General features: G+C 53.3%; 16 protein-coding genes. 12 read left to right on the forward strand and 4 right to left on the reverse strand.

The annotated features are described in order from the left end of the window. The first annotated feature begins 20 nt into the window (after positions 1–20). The 5 genes from mtnA to NFR90_RS00595 are packed head-to-tail and all read left to right on the forward strand — an operon-like array spanning position 21 to position 3,741. Positions 21–1,115, forward strand: coding sequence for an S-methyl-5-thioribose-1-phosphate isomerase (mtnA, locus tag NFR90_RS00575; RefSeq protein ID WP_160334158.1), 1,095 nt, complete (start codon positions 21–23; stop codon positions 1,113–1,115). Further along, positions 1,102–1,773: a class II aldolase/adducin family protein gene (locus tag NFR90_RS00580; protein WP_160334264.1), complete on the forward strand. Its 672-nt coding sequence runs from the start codon at positions 1,102–1,104 to the stop codon at positions 1,771–1,773. The genes mtnA and NFR90_RS00580 overlap by 14 nt, the downstream gene beginning before the upstream one ends. After that, positions 1,745–2,008, forward strand: coding sequence for a hypothetical protein (locus tag NFR90_RS00585; RefSeq protein ID WP_160334157.1), 264 nt, complete (start codon positions 1,745–1,747; stop codon positions 2,006–2,008). Before NFR90_RS00580 ends, NFR90_RS00585 begins: the two co-directional genes overlap by 29 nt. Positions 2,009–2,013: 5 nt before the next feature. Next, complete coding sequence (locus NFR90_RS00590; protein ID WP_160334156.1) at positions 2,014–2,517, forward strand: hypothetical protein; 504 nt, start codon at positions 2,014–2,016, stop codon at positions 2,515–2,517. Between the two features lie 21 nt (positions 2,518–2,538). Beyond that, complete coding sequence (locus NFR90_RS00595) at positions 2,539–3,741, forward strand: sugar transporter (protein ID WP_251449822.1); 1,203 nt, start codon at positions 2,539–2,541, stop codon at positions 3,739–3,741. 75 nt (positions 3,742–3,816) lie between these two features. Here NFR90_RS00595 and aspS read toward each other — a convergent pair whose 3' ends face one another. The 3 genes from aspS to fusA all read right to left on the reverse strand — a co-directional run bounded on the left by aspS (position 3,817) and on the right by fusA (position 8,173). After that, a complete protein-coding gene (aspS, locus tag NFR90_RS00600; RefSeq protein WP_251449824.1) occupies positions 3,817–5,610 on the reverse strand; it encodes an aspartate--tRNA ligase in 1,794 nt (597 codons plus the stop codon). A 126-nt stretch (positions 5,611–5,736) separates the two neighbouring features. Continuing rightward, positions 5,737–5,982, reverse strand: a complete 246-nt coding sequence (locus NFR90_RS00605; protein ID WP_160334706.1) for an FmdB family zinc ribbon protein — start codon at positions 5,980–5,982, stop codon at positions 5,737–5,739. 139 nt (positions 5,983–6,121) lie between these two features. Then, on the reverse strand, positions 6,122–8,173 hold the full coding sequence (gene fusA / locus NFR90_RS00610) for an elongation factor G (RefSeq protein ID WP_251449826.1): 2,052 nt from the start codon (positions 8,171–8,173) through the stop codon (positions 6,122–6,124). A gap of 151 nt (positions 8,174–8,324) precedes the next feature. On the opposite strand from fusA, the gene NFR90_RS00615 reads away from it, so the two are divergent. The 5 genes from NFR90_RS00615 (at position 8,325) to NFR90_RS00635 (ending at position 13,907) form a co-directional block, all read left to right on the forward strand. After that, a complete protein-coding gene (locus NFR90_RS00615; RefSeq protein WP_237178715.1) occupies positions 8,325–9,167 on the forward strand; it encodes an inositol monophosphatase family protein in 843 nt (280 codons plus the stop codon). Positions 9,168–9,300: 133 nt separating this feature from the next. Beyond that, positions 9,301–10,707, forward strand: a complete 1,407-nt coding sequence (locus NFR90_RS00620) for an efflux transporter outer membrane subunit (RefSeq protein WP_251449827.1) — start codon at positions 9,301–9,303, stop codon at positions 10,705–10,707. Further along, complete coding sequence (locus NFR90_RS00625; RefSeq protein WP_251449829.1) at positions 10,697–12,001, forward strand: efflux RND transporter periplasmic adaptor subunit; 1,305 nt, start codon at positions 10,697–10,699, stop codon at positions 11,999–12,001. Before NFR90_RS00620 ends, NFR90_RS00625 begins: the two co-directional genes overlap by 11 nt. Further along, positions 12,001–12,705, forward strand: coding sequence for an ABC transporter ATP-binding protein (locus tag NFR90_RS00630; RefSeq protein ID WP_160334711.1), 705 nt, complete (start codon positions 12,001–12,003; stop codon positions 12,703–12,705). Before NFR90_RS00625 ends, NFR90_RS00630 begins: the two co-directional genes overlap by 1 nt. After that, entirely contained in the window at positions 12,702–13,907 is a 1,206-nt protein-coding gene (locus NFR90_RS00635; protein WP_160334712.1) for an ABC transporter permease, read from the forward strand. Before NFR90_RS00630 ends, NFR90_RS00635 begins: the two co-directional genes overlap by 4 nt. 91 nt (positions 13,908–13,998) lie before the next feature. Here the strand turns inward: NFR90_RS00635 and NFR90_RS00640 are convergent, their stop codons facing one another. Further along, on the reverse strand, positions 13,999–14,562 hold the full coding sequence (locus NFR90_RS00640) for a single-stranded DNA-binding protein (protein ID WP_160334713.1): 564 nt from the start codon (positions 14,560–14,562) through the stop codon (positions 13,999–14,001). 142 nt (positions 14,563–14,704) lie between these two features. Here NFR90_RS00640 and uvrA point away from each other — a divergent pair, with 142 nt between their 5' ends. Further along, entirely contained in the window at positions 14,705–17,530 is a 2,826-nt protein-coding gene (uvrA, locus tag NFR90_RS00645) for an excinuclease ABC subunit UvrA (RefSeq protein ID WP_251449831.1), read from the forward strand. An 8-nt stretch (positions 17,531–17,538) separates the two neighbouring features. After that, positions 17,539–18,828 carry a glycerate kinase type-2 family protein gene (locus NFR90_RS00650; protein ID WP_160334715.1) on the forward strand — a complete coding sequence of 430 codons (1,290 nt, stop codon included), beginning with the start codon at positions 17,539–17,541 and terminating at the stop codon, positions 18,826–18,828. The last annotated feature ends 59 nt before the right edge of the window (positions 18,829–18,887 follow it).

Here is an 18,887-nt window from a genome sequence, read left to right on the forward strand (position 1 = left end):
GAAAACATTCGGAGAAAGGCATGTTTGAGCTTAGCCAGCCGCTCGAGCGGGAGACAATCCGCATAAATTCAGTTAATCGGAGCGTTGAAATTCTGGATCAGCGAGCGCTTCCGCATTGCGTCGCGGTCCTCTCTCTGCAGAACGAGGAGCAGGCCTGTGAGGCGATTCGCAGTATGGCGGTTCGGGGCGCGCCGCTGATCGGCATCACCGGGGCCGCCGCGATGGCGCTCGCCTGCAGCAAAGACTCTTCGAATAAGGCGCTGAATGAAGCGGCCGAAAGGGTTAAATCTGCCCGGCCGACTGCAGTCAATCTTGCCTGGGCGGTAGATAAGGTTTTGCAAGCGCTTCTTTCTCTGCCTGCTTCTCAAAGGGAAGCGGCCGCGTGGGATTCAGCGGAAAGTATTCTTGAGCAGGAGCGCCGGATGAGTTTGAAAATCGGCAAATATGCCTTAGGCATTATCGAAGCGCTTTATCGAAAGCTCGGTCGTCCGGTTCGGCTTTTGACGCACTGCAACGCAGGCGCTCTGGCGACGGTCGGGCCGGGAACTGCGACTGCGGGTTTTTATGCGGCGCATCAGAAAGGCATACCGATTGAAGTTTACGCAGATGAGACCCGACCGAGACTTCAGGGCGCCATGACCGCTTGGGAATTATGCAGTTGCGGCGTACCGGTCAGTCTGATTGCGGACAATGCGGGCGGGCACTTAATGCGCGAAGGGCTTATTGACGCGGTTTTTGTCGGCGCAGATCGAATCGCAGCAAACGGAGATACGGCCAATAAGATCGGGACGTATCTCAAAGCGCTCAGTGCGGCGGACAACAATATTCCTTTTTACGTTGCGGCTCCGGTTTCGACATTTGACGCGTCGCTGAAAGACGGAAGCGGGATCCCAATCGAGGAAAGAAGCGGAGATGAAATCCGGCGCGTTTACGGCGCAGATGAGAATGGTCTTCCTGCTTCGGTGTTCATTACAAGCCGCTCGCAGAAAGTTATGAATCCCGGTTTTGATGTAACGCCCTCGCGGCTGATTACTGCATTTGTGACGGATCAGGGAGTTTTTGCAGCCAATGAGCTTGAAGAAATATGGAAGGACGGAAAAGATGCCGAGCAATAAAAAACTGCGCCGTATGGTGATTGAGTGTTCAAGACGCCTAGCTCACGAGGGGCTGAACATCAACAGCAGCGGGAATTTCTCTATCCGAACAGTTTCAGAAGAGGGAGAAGGATTTCTGATTACGCCGAGCGGCATGAGCTACGACTGTCTGAAGCCCAAAGATATATGCTTTGTCCGCCTGTCTGACGGCTGCTCATTCGGCTTTCGCGAACCTTCGTCGGAGTGGCGTCTTCACTCGGAAATTTACCTTGCTCGTCCTGAGCTGCGAGCCATTGCGCACACACATTCGCCGTTTGCGGCGGTGCTTTCCTGTCGTGATGAAAGCATTCCTCCGTTTACTTATATGACGGCGGTGAGCAGAACTGAAAGCATTCCGTGTGCGCCGTATGCGACATTTGGTTCAGAGGCGCTCGCCGAGGGCTGCGTGAAGACACTGGGCGAGAGCGGCAGAGCCTGTCTTCTGAGTCACCACGGAGCAGTCGCCTGCGGGGCCAATGCGAAAGAGGCAGAAGGGCTGGCTCGGGAAATCGAAAATTTGGCCCGAATGTGGGCTGAAATACAGAAGCTTGGCGGCTGTAAGTTATTAGACTCCGCTGAGATGAAAAAAGTTCTGAAAAAGTTTGAGAATTATGGCCAAAGAAGCAGAAATAATCAGTGAACAGCGTAAAGGTCTGTGGCGAAAGCCGGACGGCTCTCCCGTATCCTGTACGGAAAAAATAAAAGTCATGGATGAGAATTACGAGGAAATCTCGGAGATGCTTAGAGAAGCGCTGGACGATGCCGTTCTGATGGGCTGTTCGGAGAAGGCTTTTAAAGCGGTTTATTTAGGCTTTTTGAATCAGCTGCATTCGAACTATCCGGAGCAGACCGAAGAGTCAGACGAGGAGAAGTAACAGTGATGAATTATTTGAGAATCTTTTTGGGTGCGCTCGCGATCGTTTTTCTTTCGGCGTGCGCGCATCCTGACCTGATCAAGATGAACGACACCTATGATCACACGGTTTCCGAGCTTGGCAAACCGGATTCGGAGGTGACGCTCGCGGACGGGTCAAAACGCGTTGTGTATTCGATGCAGCCGATGGAACAGAGGTCTTACCTGATGATTTTTGATCCGCAGGGACATCTGGTATTCAAAGATCAGCTGCTGCAGCAGAAGTACTTCAATCAGATCAAGCCGAAAGTGATGGACAGCGAAGACATTTACGTCATGTTCGGCCGGCCCTGCGAAACATGGCACTACAAGCTGCTTGGCGAACACACCTACATGTATCGTTATCAGGATGAAGCCGGCTTTCCAATGGCACTGTGGGTTGATTTTGACGACAAGGATGATAAGGTGCTTCGCTATGTGCTGAGTATCGATCCTTGGTCTCAGCGGGATTCGGATTGGGATCTGAACTAATGGAATAAAGCAGAGCTAAGCATGTCTGCACCACAGAGACACAAGTTCGGACTGCAGGCCTGGCTTCCGACGATCGGACTGGCATTTGCGGCGTTTGTTTTCAATACTTCTGAGTTTCTTCCGGTCGGGCTGCTGCCCAATATTGCGGAGTCGATCGGAGAGTCGGTATCCAAGACGGGTCTGATCATTACGGTTTATGCCTGGGTGGTTTCACTTCTGTCGCTTCCGCTGACGATCGTCACGGCAAAGCTGGAGAGAAGAAAGCTTCTGCTATGGCTGATTTTTATCTTCGCGCTGAGCCATTTTCTAGTTTTATGGGCCGATACCTTTGAGAAGCTGATGGGTGCGCGAATTTGCGTGGCTGTAACGCACTCCGTCTTTTGGTCGATTATGACGCCGCTCGCGGCGCGCGTGGCGCCCTTTGGACGGCAGTCGCTCGGGCTGGCGATGGTCATGGGCGGCACGATTGTCGCGACAGTTATGGGCGTACCGCTGGGTACCAGACTCGGACAAATTGTCGGGTGGCAGGGCGCGTTCTTTATCATCGGTCTGGCTGCGGCTGTGATCTGGCTTGTGATTTACTTTGTGCTGCCCGTTTGCGAAAGCAACCGGGCCGGTTCTCTCAAGAGCCTTCCGGATCTTCTCCGCAGGCCTGCTCTGGTACAGCTGTATCTGCTGACACTGGTGGTCATTCTCGGTCAGTTTACGGTTTACTCCTATATCAGCCCGATTCTCACGACGGTCACCGGTATGGCTGAATCTGAGACGGTTACGGTCCTTTTCGTATTCGGTATTTCGGGGATTATCGGGACGATTTTGAGCACCCGGTCGCTGGATAAGCATTACTCTATGGCGCTTCTTGTGCCGCTGATCCTCTTGACGCTGTGTCTGGGGTTCTTTGTCCTTTCGATGCGGCAGACATGGACGATGTATGTATTGGTTGTCGTTTGGGGCGCCTGTATCAGTGCGGTGGGCATGGCCTTTCAGACGCTGCTTCTGAACACCGCGCGAGACGCGGCTGACGTTGCTACATCCATGTTTTCAGGGATCTTCAATATTGGCATTGGCGGCGGCGCGTTTATCGGAAGCAAGGTTTCCGTGGCTTTGGGTTTTGCAGCGGTTCCTTATGTGGGTGCGGGTCTCGTCGGAGTCTGCGCACTTGCATGCAGCCTGATTTTCTGTTTTACCGGTTCAGCGGTATTGGGCGCAAAACATCGTTCATAAAAATAGAAAACCGCCCCAAAAGCGGCGGTTTTCTCAAAGTTAAGCAGGCGGGAGCAGAGCTCCCGCTTTTGTTTACTACTCGTGCTTGTGTTCGTTGCGCAAGCGGATGTGCAGTTCGCGCAGCTGTTTTTCGTCCACAGGAGACGGGGCCTGTGTCAGCAGGCACTGTGCTCTCTGAGTCTTCGGGAACGCGATTACGTCACGGATCGAGTCTGCTCCGGTCATCATCGTTACGATACGATCGAGACCGAATGCGATACCGCCGTGCGGAGGCGCACCAAACTGGAGGACGTCAAGCAGGAAGCCGAACTTCTGACGAGCTTCTTCTGGACCGATCTTGAGCGCGGAGAAGACCTTGCTCTGAACGCCGGCCTTGTGAATACGGATAGAGCCGCCGCCGATTTCCCAGCCGTTCAGCACCATGTCGTAGGCTTTGGCGTAGCAGTTTTCGGGATCGCTTTCGAGTTTGTCCTCGTCGCCGTCCTTCGGACTGGTGAAGGGGTGGTGGCAGGCGACCCAGCGTTCTTCCTCTTCGTCATATTCGAACATCGGGAATTCAACAACCCAGAGAGGCTTCCAGCCTTCTTCGAACAGGCCGTGTGACTTGCCGAATTCGCTGTGGCCAACTTTCAGGCGAAGTGCGCCGAGAGAGTCGAAAACAATCTTCTTGCGGTCAGCGCCGAAGAAGATAACGTCGCCGTCCTGAGCGCTGGTTCTTTCGATGATGGCCTGGAGGATTTCGTCGGAAATATTCTTGACGATCGGGCTCTGAAGACCTTCACGTCCGGCTTTAACGTCATTGACTTTGATATAGGCGAGGCCTTTGGCACCGTAGATCTTGACAAACTCGGTGTAGCTGTCGATTTCGCTGCGGGGCATGGAAGCGCCGTGCGGAACGCGAAGGGCTATGACACGGCCGTCACGAAGTTCTGTAGCGGACTTAAAGACCTTGAAGTCAACATTGGTCATCAGGTCGGTCAGTTCGGTCAGCTTCATCTTGACGCGAAGGTCGGGCTTGTCCGAACCGTAGTTGTTCATTGCGTCGTTATAAAGCATGACGGGGAACGGATTGACCAGGTCAACATTAATCGTTTCCTTGAACACGTGACGGATCAGGTTTTCCATGATGTCACGGATTTCGAGTTCGTTAAGGAAGCTGGTTTCGATATCGACCTGTGTGAATTCAGGCTGACGGTCTGCTCTGAGGTCTTCGTCGCGGAAGCATTTAACGATCTGATAGTAGCGATCGAAGCCGGCGCACATCAGCATCTGTTTAAAGAGCTGAGGAGACTGCGGAAGAGCATAGAACTGGCCGTCATGAACACGGGAAGGGACGAGGTAGTCTCGAGCGCCTTCCGGAGTGCTCTTTGTCAGCATCGGAGTTTCGATATCGATGAAGCCGAGTTCGTCAAGGTGACGACGGAAGGCCATAGCGGCCTTGTAGCGAAGCTTCATGTTGCGCTGCATCGGCAGGCGGCGAAGGTCGAGAACTCGGTATGTGAGACGAGTGGTTTCCGAAAGATTTTCATCGTCAAGCAGGAAGGGCGGAGGAGCGGAAGGATTGAGAATCTTCAGATCCTGAGCCAGAACTTCAACGGCGCCGGAAATGAGGTTTTCATTTCTGGTTCCTTCGGGGCGTGCGCGGACCAAACCGGTCACTTCAAGAACAAATTCGTTGCGGACTTTGTCGGCTGTTTCAAAAACTTCGGGTCGATCAGGGTCGCAAACGATCTGAACGAGACCTTCGCGGTCACGGAGGTCGATAAAGATAACTCCGCCGTGATCGCGGCGTCGGTGCGCCCAGCCGTAGAGGGTAACAGTCTGACCGATATATTTGTCGTCAATCAGACCGGAATATTGTGTACGCATTCAAAAACTCCGATAACTCAGGCATCACAGAGATGCCTAAAATGGTGATTGGTTAATTTTAAACAATGTGATTAGGAATATACGAAACCGGTGCAGGAAGATTCTTAAAGTGCCGAAGGCGGGGCCTTAGGAAGATTTCTTTCCGCTGCTGTCGTCGCGTGCGTGCGAGGCTGGAAGTGCGGCAGAGGAGCCCCCTTTAAAGTCGGTTGCATACCAGCCTTTGCCTCTGAGCTCAAAGCCCGGAGCGGAGAGCTGTTTGACCAGGGTTTCTTTTCCGCAGTTAGGGCAGTGGGTCAGAGGAGCGTCAGAGTATTTCTGAAGAGCGTCCTTTGTGTAACCGCAATTAGAACATTTATATGAATAAATAGGCATTTTTTGCTCGAACTGTCTCGTTACTAATTCGAATCGATCATTATGGCACATTCCGAGTAAAAGACGGTTTTGTATGACATAAAAACGGCCGGAACTCCTGTTCCGGCCGTTGCTGTCAGATTAGAAGCAGAAGCCGAGGTTATTCATCGTCATCTTTACGCTGATAGTTCGCGGCGAGCTCCATTTGGCGCTGCATCGGAACAGGAGCGTAGCCCGCGAGTTCCATAGAGTAGCTTCCCGCGCCCTGAGTAATGGCGTTCAGACGCGCAGCGTAGCCGTCGAGCTCGGAGAGAGGAGCGGTACCGGAGATAAGCATCATGCCGCCCGCTAGGTTGGCTGTGCCGGTCACCTGACCGCGTCTGCTGGAGAGGTCGCCGGTGATATCGCCCATGCAGGTGTCGGGCGCGACGATTTCGATTTCAACGATCGGTTCAAGCACAGTCGGTTTTGCCTTGGAGAGCGCATCGAGCATGGCTTTTCTGCCTGCTGAAACGAACGCGACTTCCTTAGAGTCAACCGGATGGCTCTTACCGTCATAAACAACGACGCGAACGTCATGGATCGGGTAGCCTGCGACGAAGCCGGTTGAAAGCGCATCTCTGACGCCCTTTTCCACAGCCGGGATAAAGTTGTAGGGGATAGCGCCGCCTTTAACTTCGTCGACAAACTCGAATCCTGTGCCTCTTTCTTTCGGTTCGATGCGCAGATAAACTTCACCGAACTGGCCGGCACCGCCGGTCTGTTTCTTATGTCTGGCGTGACCTTCCGCATTGGCAGAAATCGTTTCGCGATACGGAATTCTCGGAGTGCGTGTGTTGACTTCGAGTTTGAACTGAGCAGCCATTCTTTCAAGAACGCTGCGCAGATGCTGAGCGCTTAAACCGCGAAGCACGGTTTCGTTCAGCGTCGTATCGTGTTCAAGTTCAAGTGTCGGATCTTCGGACAGGAGCTTATTCAGGATGTCGGACAAGCGGCCTTCGTCTCCGCGGCGTGCCGGAGAGATCGCCAGACCGAACATGGGTTTCGGGAAGCTCAGCGGCTTCATGCGAATGTTGTCGTGTTCATGAGAGGCGTGCAGAACGCTGTCAAACACCAGTTCTTCAATCTTTGAAACGACGCCGATATCACCCGGTACCAATTCACGGACTTCGGTTGTTTCTTTGCCCTGAAGAATCATAGGATGACTGATCTTGATCGCTTTTTTGTTGTCGTTGACAAACAGCTGGTCATCGCGGTGCAGGGTACCCTGATGAATGCGGAAGACGCCGACCTTGCCGATGTACGGGTCATTAACGACTTTGAAGATATGAGCGACAAGCGGCAGTTCCGGATCAGCGGTAATGTTGACGTCGTTGCCTTCTTCGTCGGTAAAGAGCGGAGCGTTGGATTCAGAGGGGTTCGGCAGATGGCGGACCATCACATTGATCAGATCGTCGACGCCGGCGCCGGTTTTGCCGGAAACGAAGCAGATCGGGATGATGTGGCCTTCACGCAGGGCCTGAGTGAGCGGACCGTGCAGCGTGGAAGGATCGGCAGAGCCCTCTTCGAGGTAGCGCTCCATCGCTTCGTCGTCCACTTCAACGACCTGTTCTACGAAAGCGCGGTGAACTTCTTCGACGCTCAGAAAATCGGCTTCACCGTGATCTTTAGCAAAGCAGTCGATGACTCGGGAGCCGTTGTTTGCGGGCAGGTTAATCGGCATTACTTCATTACCGAAAGCCTCTTTGAGCTCTTCGATCAGTTTTGGCAGGTCCAGATGTTCGGCGTCGATCTTGTTGACAATGATCATGCGGTTTAACTTGCGTTCTTTAGCCCAGTCCATCATTCGGCGTGTCATCAGCTGAATTCCGGCGGTCGCGTCGACAACGACAGCCGCGGTCTTAACCGCGTCAAGTGCGCCGAGAGCCTGTCCGACAAAGTCCGGGTATCCCGGGGTATCGATCATGTGCACGCGAACTTCGGTGCCGTCAACATTGTCCCATTCAAAATGCGTACAGGCAGCGCGCAGAGAGTGCTGCACAGCCTTTTCAAGCGGATCAGAGTCGCAGACGGTGGTGCCGCGTTCGACAGAACCGCAGGTGATGATCATGCCAGCTTTAGCAAGAATCCCTTCAGCGAGAGTGGTCTTGCCGCACCCTCCATGTCCAACTAACGCAACGGTTCGGAGATTTTCTGTTTTAAAAATAGGCATGATGCTCTAATCCTTTCCTCGTGATTGATAAAGTATTTCTGATTGTGAAACATTCATCCCGCTTTGTCGAGATGCTTTTATGGTAAAAAAACAAATTATTTAATTGTTTCTGCCTGACGGACGCCGGGCGTATACCCTGTGAGGAATGGACATGGAATTTCAGTCATATTGTTCCGAGTGCACCAAAGAAGAATTTGAACTCTTTGAACCGGCGATCGAGCACTTAATTTCGCTCGCAAACTCAGAGATCCTTCCGAGATTTCTCTCCGGAACGCGAGTCTTTGACAAAAAAGACCATACGCCGGTGACCGAAGCGGATAAAGGGGCAGAGCGCATCATGCGCGAGTGGATTGAAAAAGAGTTCCCCGAGCACGGCATTTTCGGAGAGGAATACGGCATTAGAGAGGCGAGAGCTCTGCAGTATCCCAAATACCGCTGGATTCTTGATCCGATTGACGGAACGCGCGCGTTTATCACCAACGCATTTCATTTCGGTACCTTGATCGCCGTCGAGAAGGACAGCGGCGAAGGGTTCCGCCCGATGATCGGAGTGATTTCGCACCCGCACGTCGGCGTTTGGCTGATGGGAGACGGAAAGAAGACAGAGCTTCATCTTCGCGACGGATCCGTGCGTGAGGAGCACGTTCGCGACACAGAGCGGTTCGAAGACGCGACGCTTCTTGTGACTTCTCACTGGACAACTCCGGAACAGAAAGGCGGCCATCAGCTTCAGGAACTGGTTGATAAAGCCAAGCTTTACCGCACCTGGGGCGACTGCTTCGGATATTTCTCTGTAGCGACGGGAGGAGCCGACATCATGATCGACCCGGATCTCAACTATTGGGATGTGGCAGCGCTTGTACCGGTTATTGAAGGTGCGGGCGGAGCGCTGGTCAGCACAAATGGCGGAAACCCGCTGAAAGAGTTATCCGCGGTCGCTTCTAATAAACATCTGCTGCCTAAGGTTCTGCAGGTCCTGGAAAAAGATCGCTAGCTACTTAATTTATTGAAAGTTGTTTCGAGATTAGAGCGCAGGAAACACTCGTTTTCAAATATAAATATTTTGTAATTTGCAAATAATTCTTTTCTGAGAAACTAACTTACAGGACATCTCTGAAAAGAAAAATATGAAATCCACCGCCTCTATTCTCGCAACAGCCGTGGTCCTGACGACGCTGACGGGCTGCGTCACGACACCGGACTTTCAGATGACGGAAGAGCAGAAAAATGTGATTCCGCAGCGCTGGCTGGGACCTAGTGTTCAATGTCAGGAATCAATCAACAACTTAGCCGAGTGGTGGGCCACCTGGTCCGATCCCGAGATCGCTCTTTTAGTGGAGAAATCCCAGAGCGCCAATACGGATATTCGAGTCGCCCGGGAGAATCTCAGACAGGCCGATGCCGCGATGACGATCGCTAACGCCGGGATGTTTCCTCAGGCCGACGGTGAATTTCGCGGCGGAAGAAGCCATTTTGGCGGAACCGGCTCGAACTCTTTTCAGATAGGGCTGAATCTCAGCTTAACGCTTGACGCCGGCGGCCGCTATGCCGCTGCGCAGGCCGCTTTCTCCGATTATCTCTACAGTAAGGCTTCCTTAGGTCAGGTGCAGACTGCGATTGCCGCCCGTGTGGCTCAGGCTTATATCAGCCTGCGTCTGGCTCAGAGAAGAGTATCCGTTGCCGAGCAGAACCTGAAAACCCAGCAGGAAGCATACGATTTGGCAAATTGGCGCTACAAAGCGGGACTGGTTTCCTCCACGGACGTCGATCAGGCGATCACTTCGCTTGAGCAGACAAAAGCGTCGATTCCCGTATACGCGGCTCAGGTTCATCAATACCGCAATCTTCTTGCGGTGCTCACCAGCAGCCGTCCCGATGAAGTCGGGCAGCATCAGGTAAAAGAGATTCCTCAGCCGCCGAAAAATCTTGCGCTGTCGATTCCCGGAGAAGTGCTTCGCAATCGTCCGGATGTGAGGGCGTCGGAAGCTCAGGTGATGTCGGCGATGGCGCGCGTGACACAGGCTCGCTCGGCACTTTTCCCGAGCCTTACGATCAGCGGTTCATTCGGCTTTTCCGCTTCGACCTTTGGCGCCTTGGGGGACGCCGGAACACAGTCCTCTTCAGGTTTCGGCACGCTGAACATTCCGATCTTCCATGCCGGCTCACTTCTCGCTCAGCTCGAGCAGCGCAATTCTCAGCTTGAATCGGCTCGTATTAACTACGAGGCGAGCCTTTTAAAGGGCGTTCAGGAAGTGGAAGACGCGCTCAATACCATTTGGGCGCAGCAGCTCAGAGAGAAATCACTTCGGGAAGCGGAACGCTCGGCAAGAAGCGCGGCGATTTCCGCTCAGCAGGATTACAACGCCGGGCTGCAGGACTTCACAGTGGTTCTAACGACTCAGCGCACCCTGCTGACGGTTCAGGAAGCGCTTGCGAGCGTGGAAGCAGAAATTTCAAACGGTTATGTTGCTCTATACAAAGCAGTTGGCGGCGGTTGGCCTGTTCCTCAGGAGTTCAAAGAAAATGACAAATAAAACTGACAGCAAAAAGACGTTGGACGCGGATACACAGGCTCTTCTCGGAGAGAAACAGCCTCGTCCTTTCTATAAACGGGCATCTTTTTGGACCGCGGCGGCTGTGATAGGCATCTGCTGCTATGGCGGCTACTATCTTTACGGCTCGCGTTCCGATTCGAAGGTCTCTTTTGTGACCGCGCCGATGGAAAAGGGCGGTCTGCGTGTGGACGTCACGGCAAATGGAACACTGAATCCGATCAGAACGGTTTCCCTTGGCAGCGAACTCTCCGGCATCGTCCGTAAAGTTAACGTGGATGTGAATGATCCGGTCAAAAAAGGGCAGATTCTTATTGAGCTTGACGACACTAAGCTGTCTGCTTCTGTCGAGCGCGCCAAGGCGACGCTGCAGCTCTCTAAAGCGAGCTTGGCTGAAGCCGAGGCGACTTTGAAGGAAGCAAAGGCGAAACTTGCCAGACTTCAGGAAGTGCGTCGTCTTTCGGGAGGCAAGAGCCCGAGTAAGACGGAACTTGACGCTCAGGAGGCTTTAGTGGCAAAGAGCGCGGCCTCAGTGGACAGCGCTAAAGCGAAAATCACGGACAGCGAAGAGGCACTCAAATCCGCTGAGTCCGACTTATCGAAAACGAAGATCGTTTCTCCGATCGACGGAGTCGTGCTCGCGCGTTCCGTGGAACCCGGTTATGCCGTTGCGGCGACTTTGCAGGCGGTTGAACTGCTGAAATTGGCCACAGACCTAAAGAGTTTGGAGCTGCGCATTAACGTGGACGAAGCGGATGTCGGTGCGGTCAAACCCGGACAGAAATCCAGTTTCACGGTGAGCGCGTATCCGGATCGAAAGTTTCCGGCTGAACTGAAGAAGGTTGCGTACGGTTCGACGCAAACGGACAACGTCATCACATATGTCACGTATTTGGAAGTGAACAATCCCGACATGCTTCTGCTGCCGGGAATGACAGCGACAGCGAGCATTCGGACTGTGTCTTTGAAAGACGCTACATTAGTGCCCAATACCGCGCTTCGCTTCCAGCCCTCCGAAGCGACTGAAAAGAAAGAAAGCGCAATGGGGATGTTCGGCCCTCCGATGCGCCGCTCGTCAGCACAGAAGAGTTCCGGAACCGTGCTGAGTCCGAGCGCAGGTCAGAAAAAAGCGACGGTATACGTACTGCGTGAGGGCAAAGCCGCGCCTGTGGAGATTACGGTTGGTTATTCAGACGGCAAGAGAACACAGGTGGTTGACGGCCCTCTGAAAGCCGGAGACGAGGTCATAGTAGATCAAAGACGCGGAGCCAAATAATGTCTGAAGAACGCCCCTTAGTTGAGCTGATCGGTATCGGTAAGCGCTACGGAAGCGGGGAAACAGCTTTTGACGCGCTGCATGATATTAATCTCAAGATTTCTCACGGCGAGTTTCTCGCCATTATGGGTCCGAGCGGGAGCGGGAAATCGACCTGCATGAATCTGATCGGCGCATTGGATACCCCGACGCGCGGCCAGTATCTCTTTGAAGGACATCACGTCGAACATTTCACAAGGGATCAGCGGGCGCTGCTTCGCAGAAAGTATCTCGGGTTTGTCTTCCAAGGATTCAATCTTTTGGCAAGAACGAGCGCGCTTGAAAATGTGGAACTTCCCCTGCTGTACCGCGGAGAGAATAAAAAAGTCCGACGCGATTTGGCGCTCGCAGCGCTCGATAAGGTCGGGCTCTGCAAATGGAAGGATCACACGCCCGCAGAACTTTCCGGCGGTCAGCAACAGCGTGTGGCCATCGCGCGAGCGATTGTGACGCATCCGAAGCTGCTTCTTGCGGACGAACCGACCGGAAGCTTGGATTCGCATCGCTCTGTGGAGATCATGGAACTGCTCCAGAAACTCAATGAAGACGAAGGCATTACGGTCGCATTAGTGACGCACGAACCGGATATGGCGGCATACGCGCGCAGAACGGTCCGTTTCGTGGATGGGAATGTAGAGTCTGACTCGCAGGAGGTGAAAGTATGATCGGCAACGCTTTGCTTTTGGCGCTCCGCCAGATTTTCAGAAATCCGATGCGTTCCATTCTTACGGTTCTCGGTATTGTTATCGGCGTGGCCGCGGTGATCACGATGGTGACGATCGGCAACGGCGCGACGCAGCAGGTTAGAGATCAGATTGCGTCCTTGGGTTCTGACAGTCTTATGATTCGTCCGGGTCAGAGGCTCGGGCCCGGTCAGTCAGTCGGCGCCCCTTCCTTTAAAGAGTCGGATGCGGAAGCGCTTGCGACGCAGATCGCCGGTATTAAAGCAGTGGCCCCTTCCCGCACATCAACTCAGGTGGTCGTTGCCAACGGTAAGAACTGGTCTACGTCGGTAATCGGCTCAACCAATGAATACTTTCCCATCAGCAGTCTAACGGTTCAGGAAGGACGAGAGTTTGAGCCTTCCGAACTTCGCGCGGGCAGCGCTGTCTGCGTGATCGGTCAAACGGTACGCAAAGAGCTGTTTGGCGACGTGGATCCTCTCGGTCAGCTTTTGCGTATTAAAGGTTTTTCCTGTCAGATCATCGGCCTGCTTGAACCGAAAGGACAGTCGGGCATGGGGATGGACAAGGACGACGTTGTGATTATTCCGCTCAACACGTTTCAGCGCAGGCTGAGCGGCAATGTCCGAGTTCCTCTGATTACGGTCGCGGTGGAAGCGGGCAGTGATATCGAACGTGTCAAGGAGAGCGCAAGGCTGCTTCTGCGCGAAAGACGGTCTCTTTCCAAAGGAGAAATGGACAATTTCAATATTTTGGATACGTCTGAGCTGATTGAGACGATTTCCAAGACCAGTCAGGTTATGACTATGCTCTTGGGTGCCGTGGCGGCGGTCAGTCTGCTTGTCGGCGGCATCGGCATTATGAACATCATGCTCGTGAGCGTCACGGAGCGTACCCGCGAGATCGGCGTTCGCCTGGCAATCGGGGCGCTTGAGCGTGAAGTGCTGCTGCAGTTTTTGATCGAATCGGTCATGCTGGCCTGTTTCGGCGGTCTGCTTGGGGTCGCGTTGGCGCTTGGCGCCTCGCTTCTTCTGACACACATCATGAACGTGCCCTTTATTTTCAGTCCGTCCATCAACATTCTTGCCTTCGGGTTTGCCGCGTGCATTGGTATTGTTTTCGGCTACTTCCCGGCCAGACGGGCGGCCAAGCTTGATCCGATTGAGGCGGTACGCCACGAATAACAAAACGTCGGGCATTGAGCCCGACGCCTGAGAAAAAATCTGAACCGCCTTGGAAAATAAGCGACGCTTATTCGAGGCGGTTTTATTCTTATTAGAACGGAACGTCGTCGTCCAGATCGTCCATTTCCGCCGGTCTGCCGATAGGTGCGGCGGGCGCGGAGGGGGCAGAAGGAGCAGAGGGTGCGCTCTGACGGGGCGTGCGCGGGCTTTCGAATTCATCAGCGGAAGAGGGACGGCCTCTCGAGTAAGAAGAATCGGAACTGGCAGGGGCGCCTTTGTAGGCGGAGACGCTTTCGAATTCTCCGGAAGGTTCACTCTGAGCATTTCTGGAGCCAAGAAGCTGAAGAGAATCAGCAATGATTTCCGTCGAATAATGCGTCTGACCTTCTTTCTCCCAGCGGCGGGTACGCAGTCTTCCTTCGATGTAGGCCTGAGAGCCTTTGCGCAGGTACTGCTGTGCGATTTCAGCCTGACGGCCGAATAAAACAACGCGGTGCCATTCAACTTCTTCGTTTCTTCCGCCGTCCTGAGAACGTCTGTAGGTCGTCGTTGCCAACGCAAGCGTTGTAATTTGGAGCGAGTTGTCTGTGGTGTAGCGGGTTTCCGGATCTCTTCCGAGGTTCCCGATCAATATGACTTTGTTGACTGATGCCATTTCGTTTCCTTAGCGCATTAATTTTTTCATTCTACCGAAGTACAAACCGATACGCTGAAATTGCTTTGTGCTCGCTTCCGTACTGTTTCTGAAGGATTTTCAAAAGATATGTAATATGTCGGTACAAATATTGGGGTCGCGTATGTCTGATATTCGAATTCGCGGTGCAAGGACTCATAATCTGAAAAATATCGATCTTGATCTGCCCCGCGGGAAACTGATTGTGCTGACCGGAGTGTCCGGCTCCGGAAAGAGTTCCCTTGCGTTTGACACTTTATACGCAGAGGGTCAGAGAAGCTATGTTCAGAGTTTGTCGTCCTACGCGCGTCAGTTCCTTGAACTGATGGAAAAACCCGATGTTGATCTGATTGAAGGTCTTTCTCCGGCGATCGCTATTGAGCAAAAAGGGACGAACAGCAACCCGCGCTCTACCGTCGGCACCAACACGGAAATCTATGACTATCTGCGGCTGCTCTTTGCTCGGATCGGCACTCCGTACTGTCCTCATCATCATATCGCGCTCAAGGCACTGACCGTCTCCGAAATCGCGGACAAAATTCTGCTTCGAGGTCAGGATAAGCGCATGATGATCATTGCACCGATCGATCGGAGCACCAAACGGCCCTCGGTCGAAATTCTGGAAGATCTGCAGGCTCGGGGTTTTACGCGTTTTCGTATCGGGGGAGAAATTTATACGATTGATGAGCTTCCGGAGCTCTCGGAAAATCATTCGGATATTGACGTTGTGATGGATCGTCTCAGAGTGCGTTCTGACTCGAGGCAGCGAATTGCCGAAGCGGCGGAAAGCGCGCTGAAGCTTTCCGGCGGGAAAGTTATTGCGCTTGATATGGAAGAGGCGAGCGAAGAGATCTACTCGGATCGGTTCGCCTGCCCCTACTGCGGCTACTCTGTTCCGGTGATGGAGCCCAAGCTCTTCTCGTTCAACAGCCCGAGCGGAAGCTGTCCGACCTGCTCCGGTCTCGGAGAGATCGAAGACTGGGACCCAGCGAAAGTTGTTTCCTCGGATGATCTTTCTCTTGCGGCCGGAGCGATTGAAGATTGGGACCCGGTTCATCGCTATAACTACGAAATGCTGGAAGATGTTTCCCGCGCGCTCGGTTTTTCTTTGTCGACGCCTTGGAAGGATCTTGATCAATCGATACAGCGTCAGATTCTTTGGGGTACGCATGCCCCGGTGAAACTCAGATTCATCAGCGGGAAAGGGGAAGTTTTTGAAAGCAGTGATCGTCCCTTTGAAGGCATTATTCCGCTGACCGCCCGCCGCTACGAGCAGACGGATGTCCCTGCGGTTAAGAGTGAGCTCGGAAAATGGCGTTCCATGTGTGTATGTCCCGTCTGTAAGGGTGCGCGCCTCTGCGAAGCCGCAAGAAACACCTATATCGGAGAAGACGGGCAGAAGAAGACGGTGCAGGACGTCTCGTCAATGCCCTTGAACAAAGCGAAAGAGTATTTTGAGCATTTGAGTCTGAGCGGAGCGAAACAGGAAATCGGTACAAAGCTCATTGAAGAAATCGTGCTGAGGCTTAAGTTTCTCGAAGATGTCGGTCTCTCATACCTTACGCTCGGTCGCAGAGCCGATACGCTCTCCGGCGGAGAGGCGCAGAGGATTCGACTGGCGGGCCAGATCGGATCGAGACTGACCGGCGTGATGTATGTTCTCGATGAGCCCTCGATCGGCCTTCATCAGTGTGATAACGAGAAGCTGATACGAACGCTGCATGCGCTCAGAGATCTCGGAAATACAGTTATTGTCGTCGAGCATGACGAAGATACGATTCGCCAAGCCGATTATGTTGTCGATATGGGACCGGGTGCGGGCGTTGGCGGAGGCCGAGTTATTTCTCAGGGGACTCCTGAGGAGATTACGGCCGATCCGGCTTCTCTGACGGGGCAGTATCTAAGCGGTCGGCTTAAGGTTGGGATTCCGGAAAAACGGCTGGAGCCGGACGGTCGTTTCCTAAAGTTCTGCGGCTGCAGCGGACACAATCTGAAGAATATTGATGTGTCGATTCCGGTCGGGCTGATGACGGTCGTGACAGGCGTCTCCGGTTCGGGCAAATCCACCTTGGTGAATGAAACGATATATGCGGCGGCCGCAAAAAAACTGAATCGGGCTAACACGACGCCTGAGCCGTATCAGTCAGTGCAGGGGCTGGAATTTTTTGACAAGGTCATCGCGGTGGACCAAAGCCCGATAGGGAAAACTCCGCGTTCGAACTCTGCGACCTATACCGGACTTTTCACTGCGATTCGTGAATTATTCGCGGAAACGCCTCTGGCTAAGGAACGGGGATACGGTCCCGGGCGCTTCTCTTTCAATGTGAAGGGCGGCCGCTGTGAGGCCTGCGAGGGGGACGGACTGGTTCGCGTGGAGATGAATTTCCTCCCGGATATGTATGTTCCATGTGACGTTTGCGGCGGCAGCCGCTACAATCGAGAAACATTAGAAATTGAATACAAAGGTCTGAGCATCTCCGACGTGCTGGAACTGACGGTGGATGAGGCTTTGAATGTGTTTGAAAATATTCCTGCGGTCGCTAAGAAGCTTCAGGTGCTTTCCGATGTGGGGCTGGGATACATCAAACTCGGTCAGAGTGCCGTTACTCTTTCGGGAGGCGAAGCGCAGCGGGTCAAGCTTGCGCATGAGCTTTCGAAGAAGGGGACGGGGCGAACTTTGTACGTTTTAGATGAACCGACGACGGGGCTTCATTTTCACGATGTCTCGATGCTTTTATCGGTTCTTGAGCGAATTAAAGACGCAGGGAACACGCTTCTGATTATTGAACATAATCTTGACGTGATTCGTGCGGCTGATTGGATTATAGATATCGGCCCGGAAGGCGGAGATGCCGGAGGGATGATTGTTGCGGAGGGCACGCCGGAGCATATAAGAGGAATCCCCTCTAGTAAAACCGGTACATATTTAGGAAACTTAAAGAAAAATTAGAGGTTCCCTTGAAACGAGAAAAAGACAAGTTTGAGCAGCTCCTCATGGAGTCCTTCTACGCGGCGATAGACGCGGCAGATCCTCATAAGGTGGTTGCGCCTCATATTCCAACAACGTTCGCCGGCGATGTCATTGTGGTCGGGGCGGGAAAAGCGGCTGCCAGCATGGCTGCGGCTGTAGAGGAGGCGTGGCCGGAAAAAGAACTGTCCGGCGTTGTCATTACCCGTCACGGACATTCGGAAAAAACCAAGAAGATCACAGTGCTTGAGGCATCTCATCCGATTCCGGATCAATCCAATCTGGATGCGACAAAGCGCATGATGGATCAGCTTGATCGGCTGAAAGAAGGCAGCATGTTGCTGGCGCTTCTTTCCGGAGGAGGCTCCAGCCTTCTTTCGCTTCCGGTGGAGGGTGTCACGATTGAAGACATTCGCAAAGTGACGGAAGATTTGCTGAAGTCCGGAACAAGCATCGATCATATTAATGCGGTACGCAAGCATGTGTCCCAAGTTAAAGGCGGACAGCTTGCGCTGGCGGCTCGAGCCAAGGGTGCCGAGGTTCTCTCACTGATCATTTCCGATACCGTCGGAGATAATCCGTCAGATATTGCTTCCGGCCCGTGTGCGGAAGATTTTTCCACTTATGCGGATGCGCTTTGGTATCTCAGTCAGGCTAAAGTTGAGGCGCCGGAATCCATTCTCAAGCACTTGCGCAACGGTGCCCGCGGCGCCATCCCCGAGACGCCGAAGATTGGCGACGTCCGTATGCGCGGCGTGAAAAACAAGATTATCGCCAATTCCTTTAAGGGACTGCAGGCAGCTGCGGCGTTCTTTAAGGAAAAAGGAATGCGTCCGGTTATTGTCGGAGACGGAATCTCGGGAGAAGCGAAAAAAGTCGCTCAGCAGGTTTCCCGCAAAATCCGTCTTGAACTCTCCAAGCCGAGACGCAAGCCGGTGGTTCTGCTTTCCGGCGGTGAGTGCACTGTGACGCTGACGGGACGACGCATTGGCAAGGGAGGTCCCTGCTCGGAATTTCTGCTTGCGCTCGCGCTCGAGCTTGAAGGCAATCCGATATACGCCATTGCGGCTGATACGGACGGCGTTGACGGCAACGGAGAGGCCGCAGGCGCAATTCTCAGACCGGACACGATGGAAAAAGCCAAGGAACTCGGACTTGATCCGCAGAAGTATCTTGAAGAGCATAACGCTCAGGAGTTTTTTGAAAAACTGGGCGATCTCTTTGATACCGGTCCTACGAGAACCAACATTAATGATTATCGTGTGGTTCTTATCCCGTAGAGGAAAAATTTTCAGGCACCCGAGAGCGCAGTCTCCCGGGTGTTTTGCTTATTGCGGAA

Origin of the sequence: Parasutterella muris (genome assembly GCF_943193095.1) — a bacterium.
GTDB classification, from domain to species: domain Bacteria; phylum Pseudomonadota; class Gammaproteobacteria; order Burkholderiales; family Burkholderiaceae_F; genus Parasutterella; species Parasutterella muris.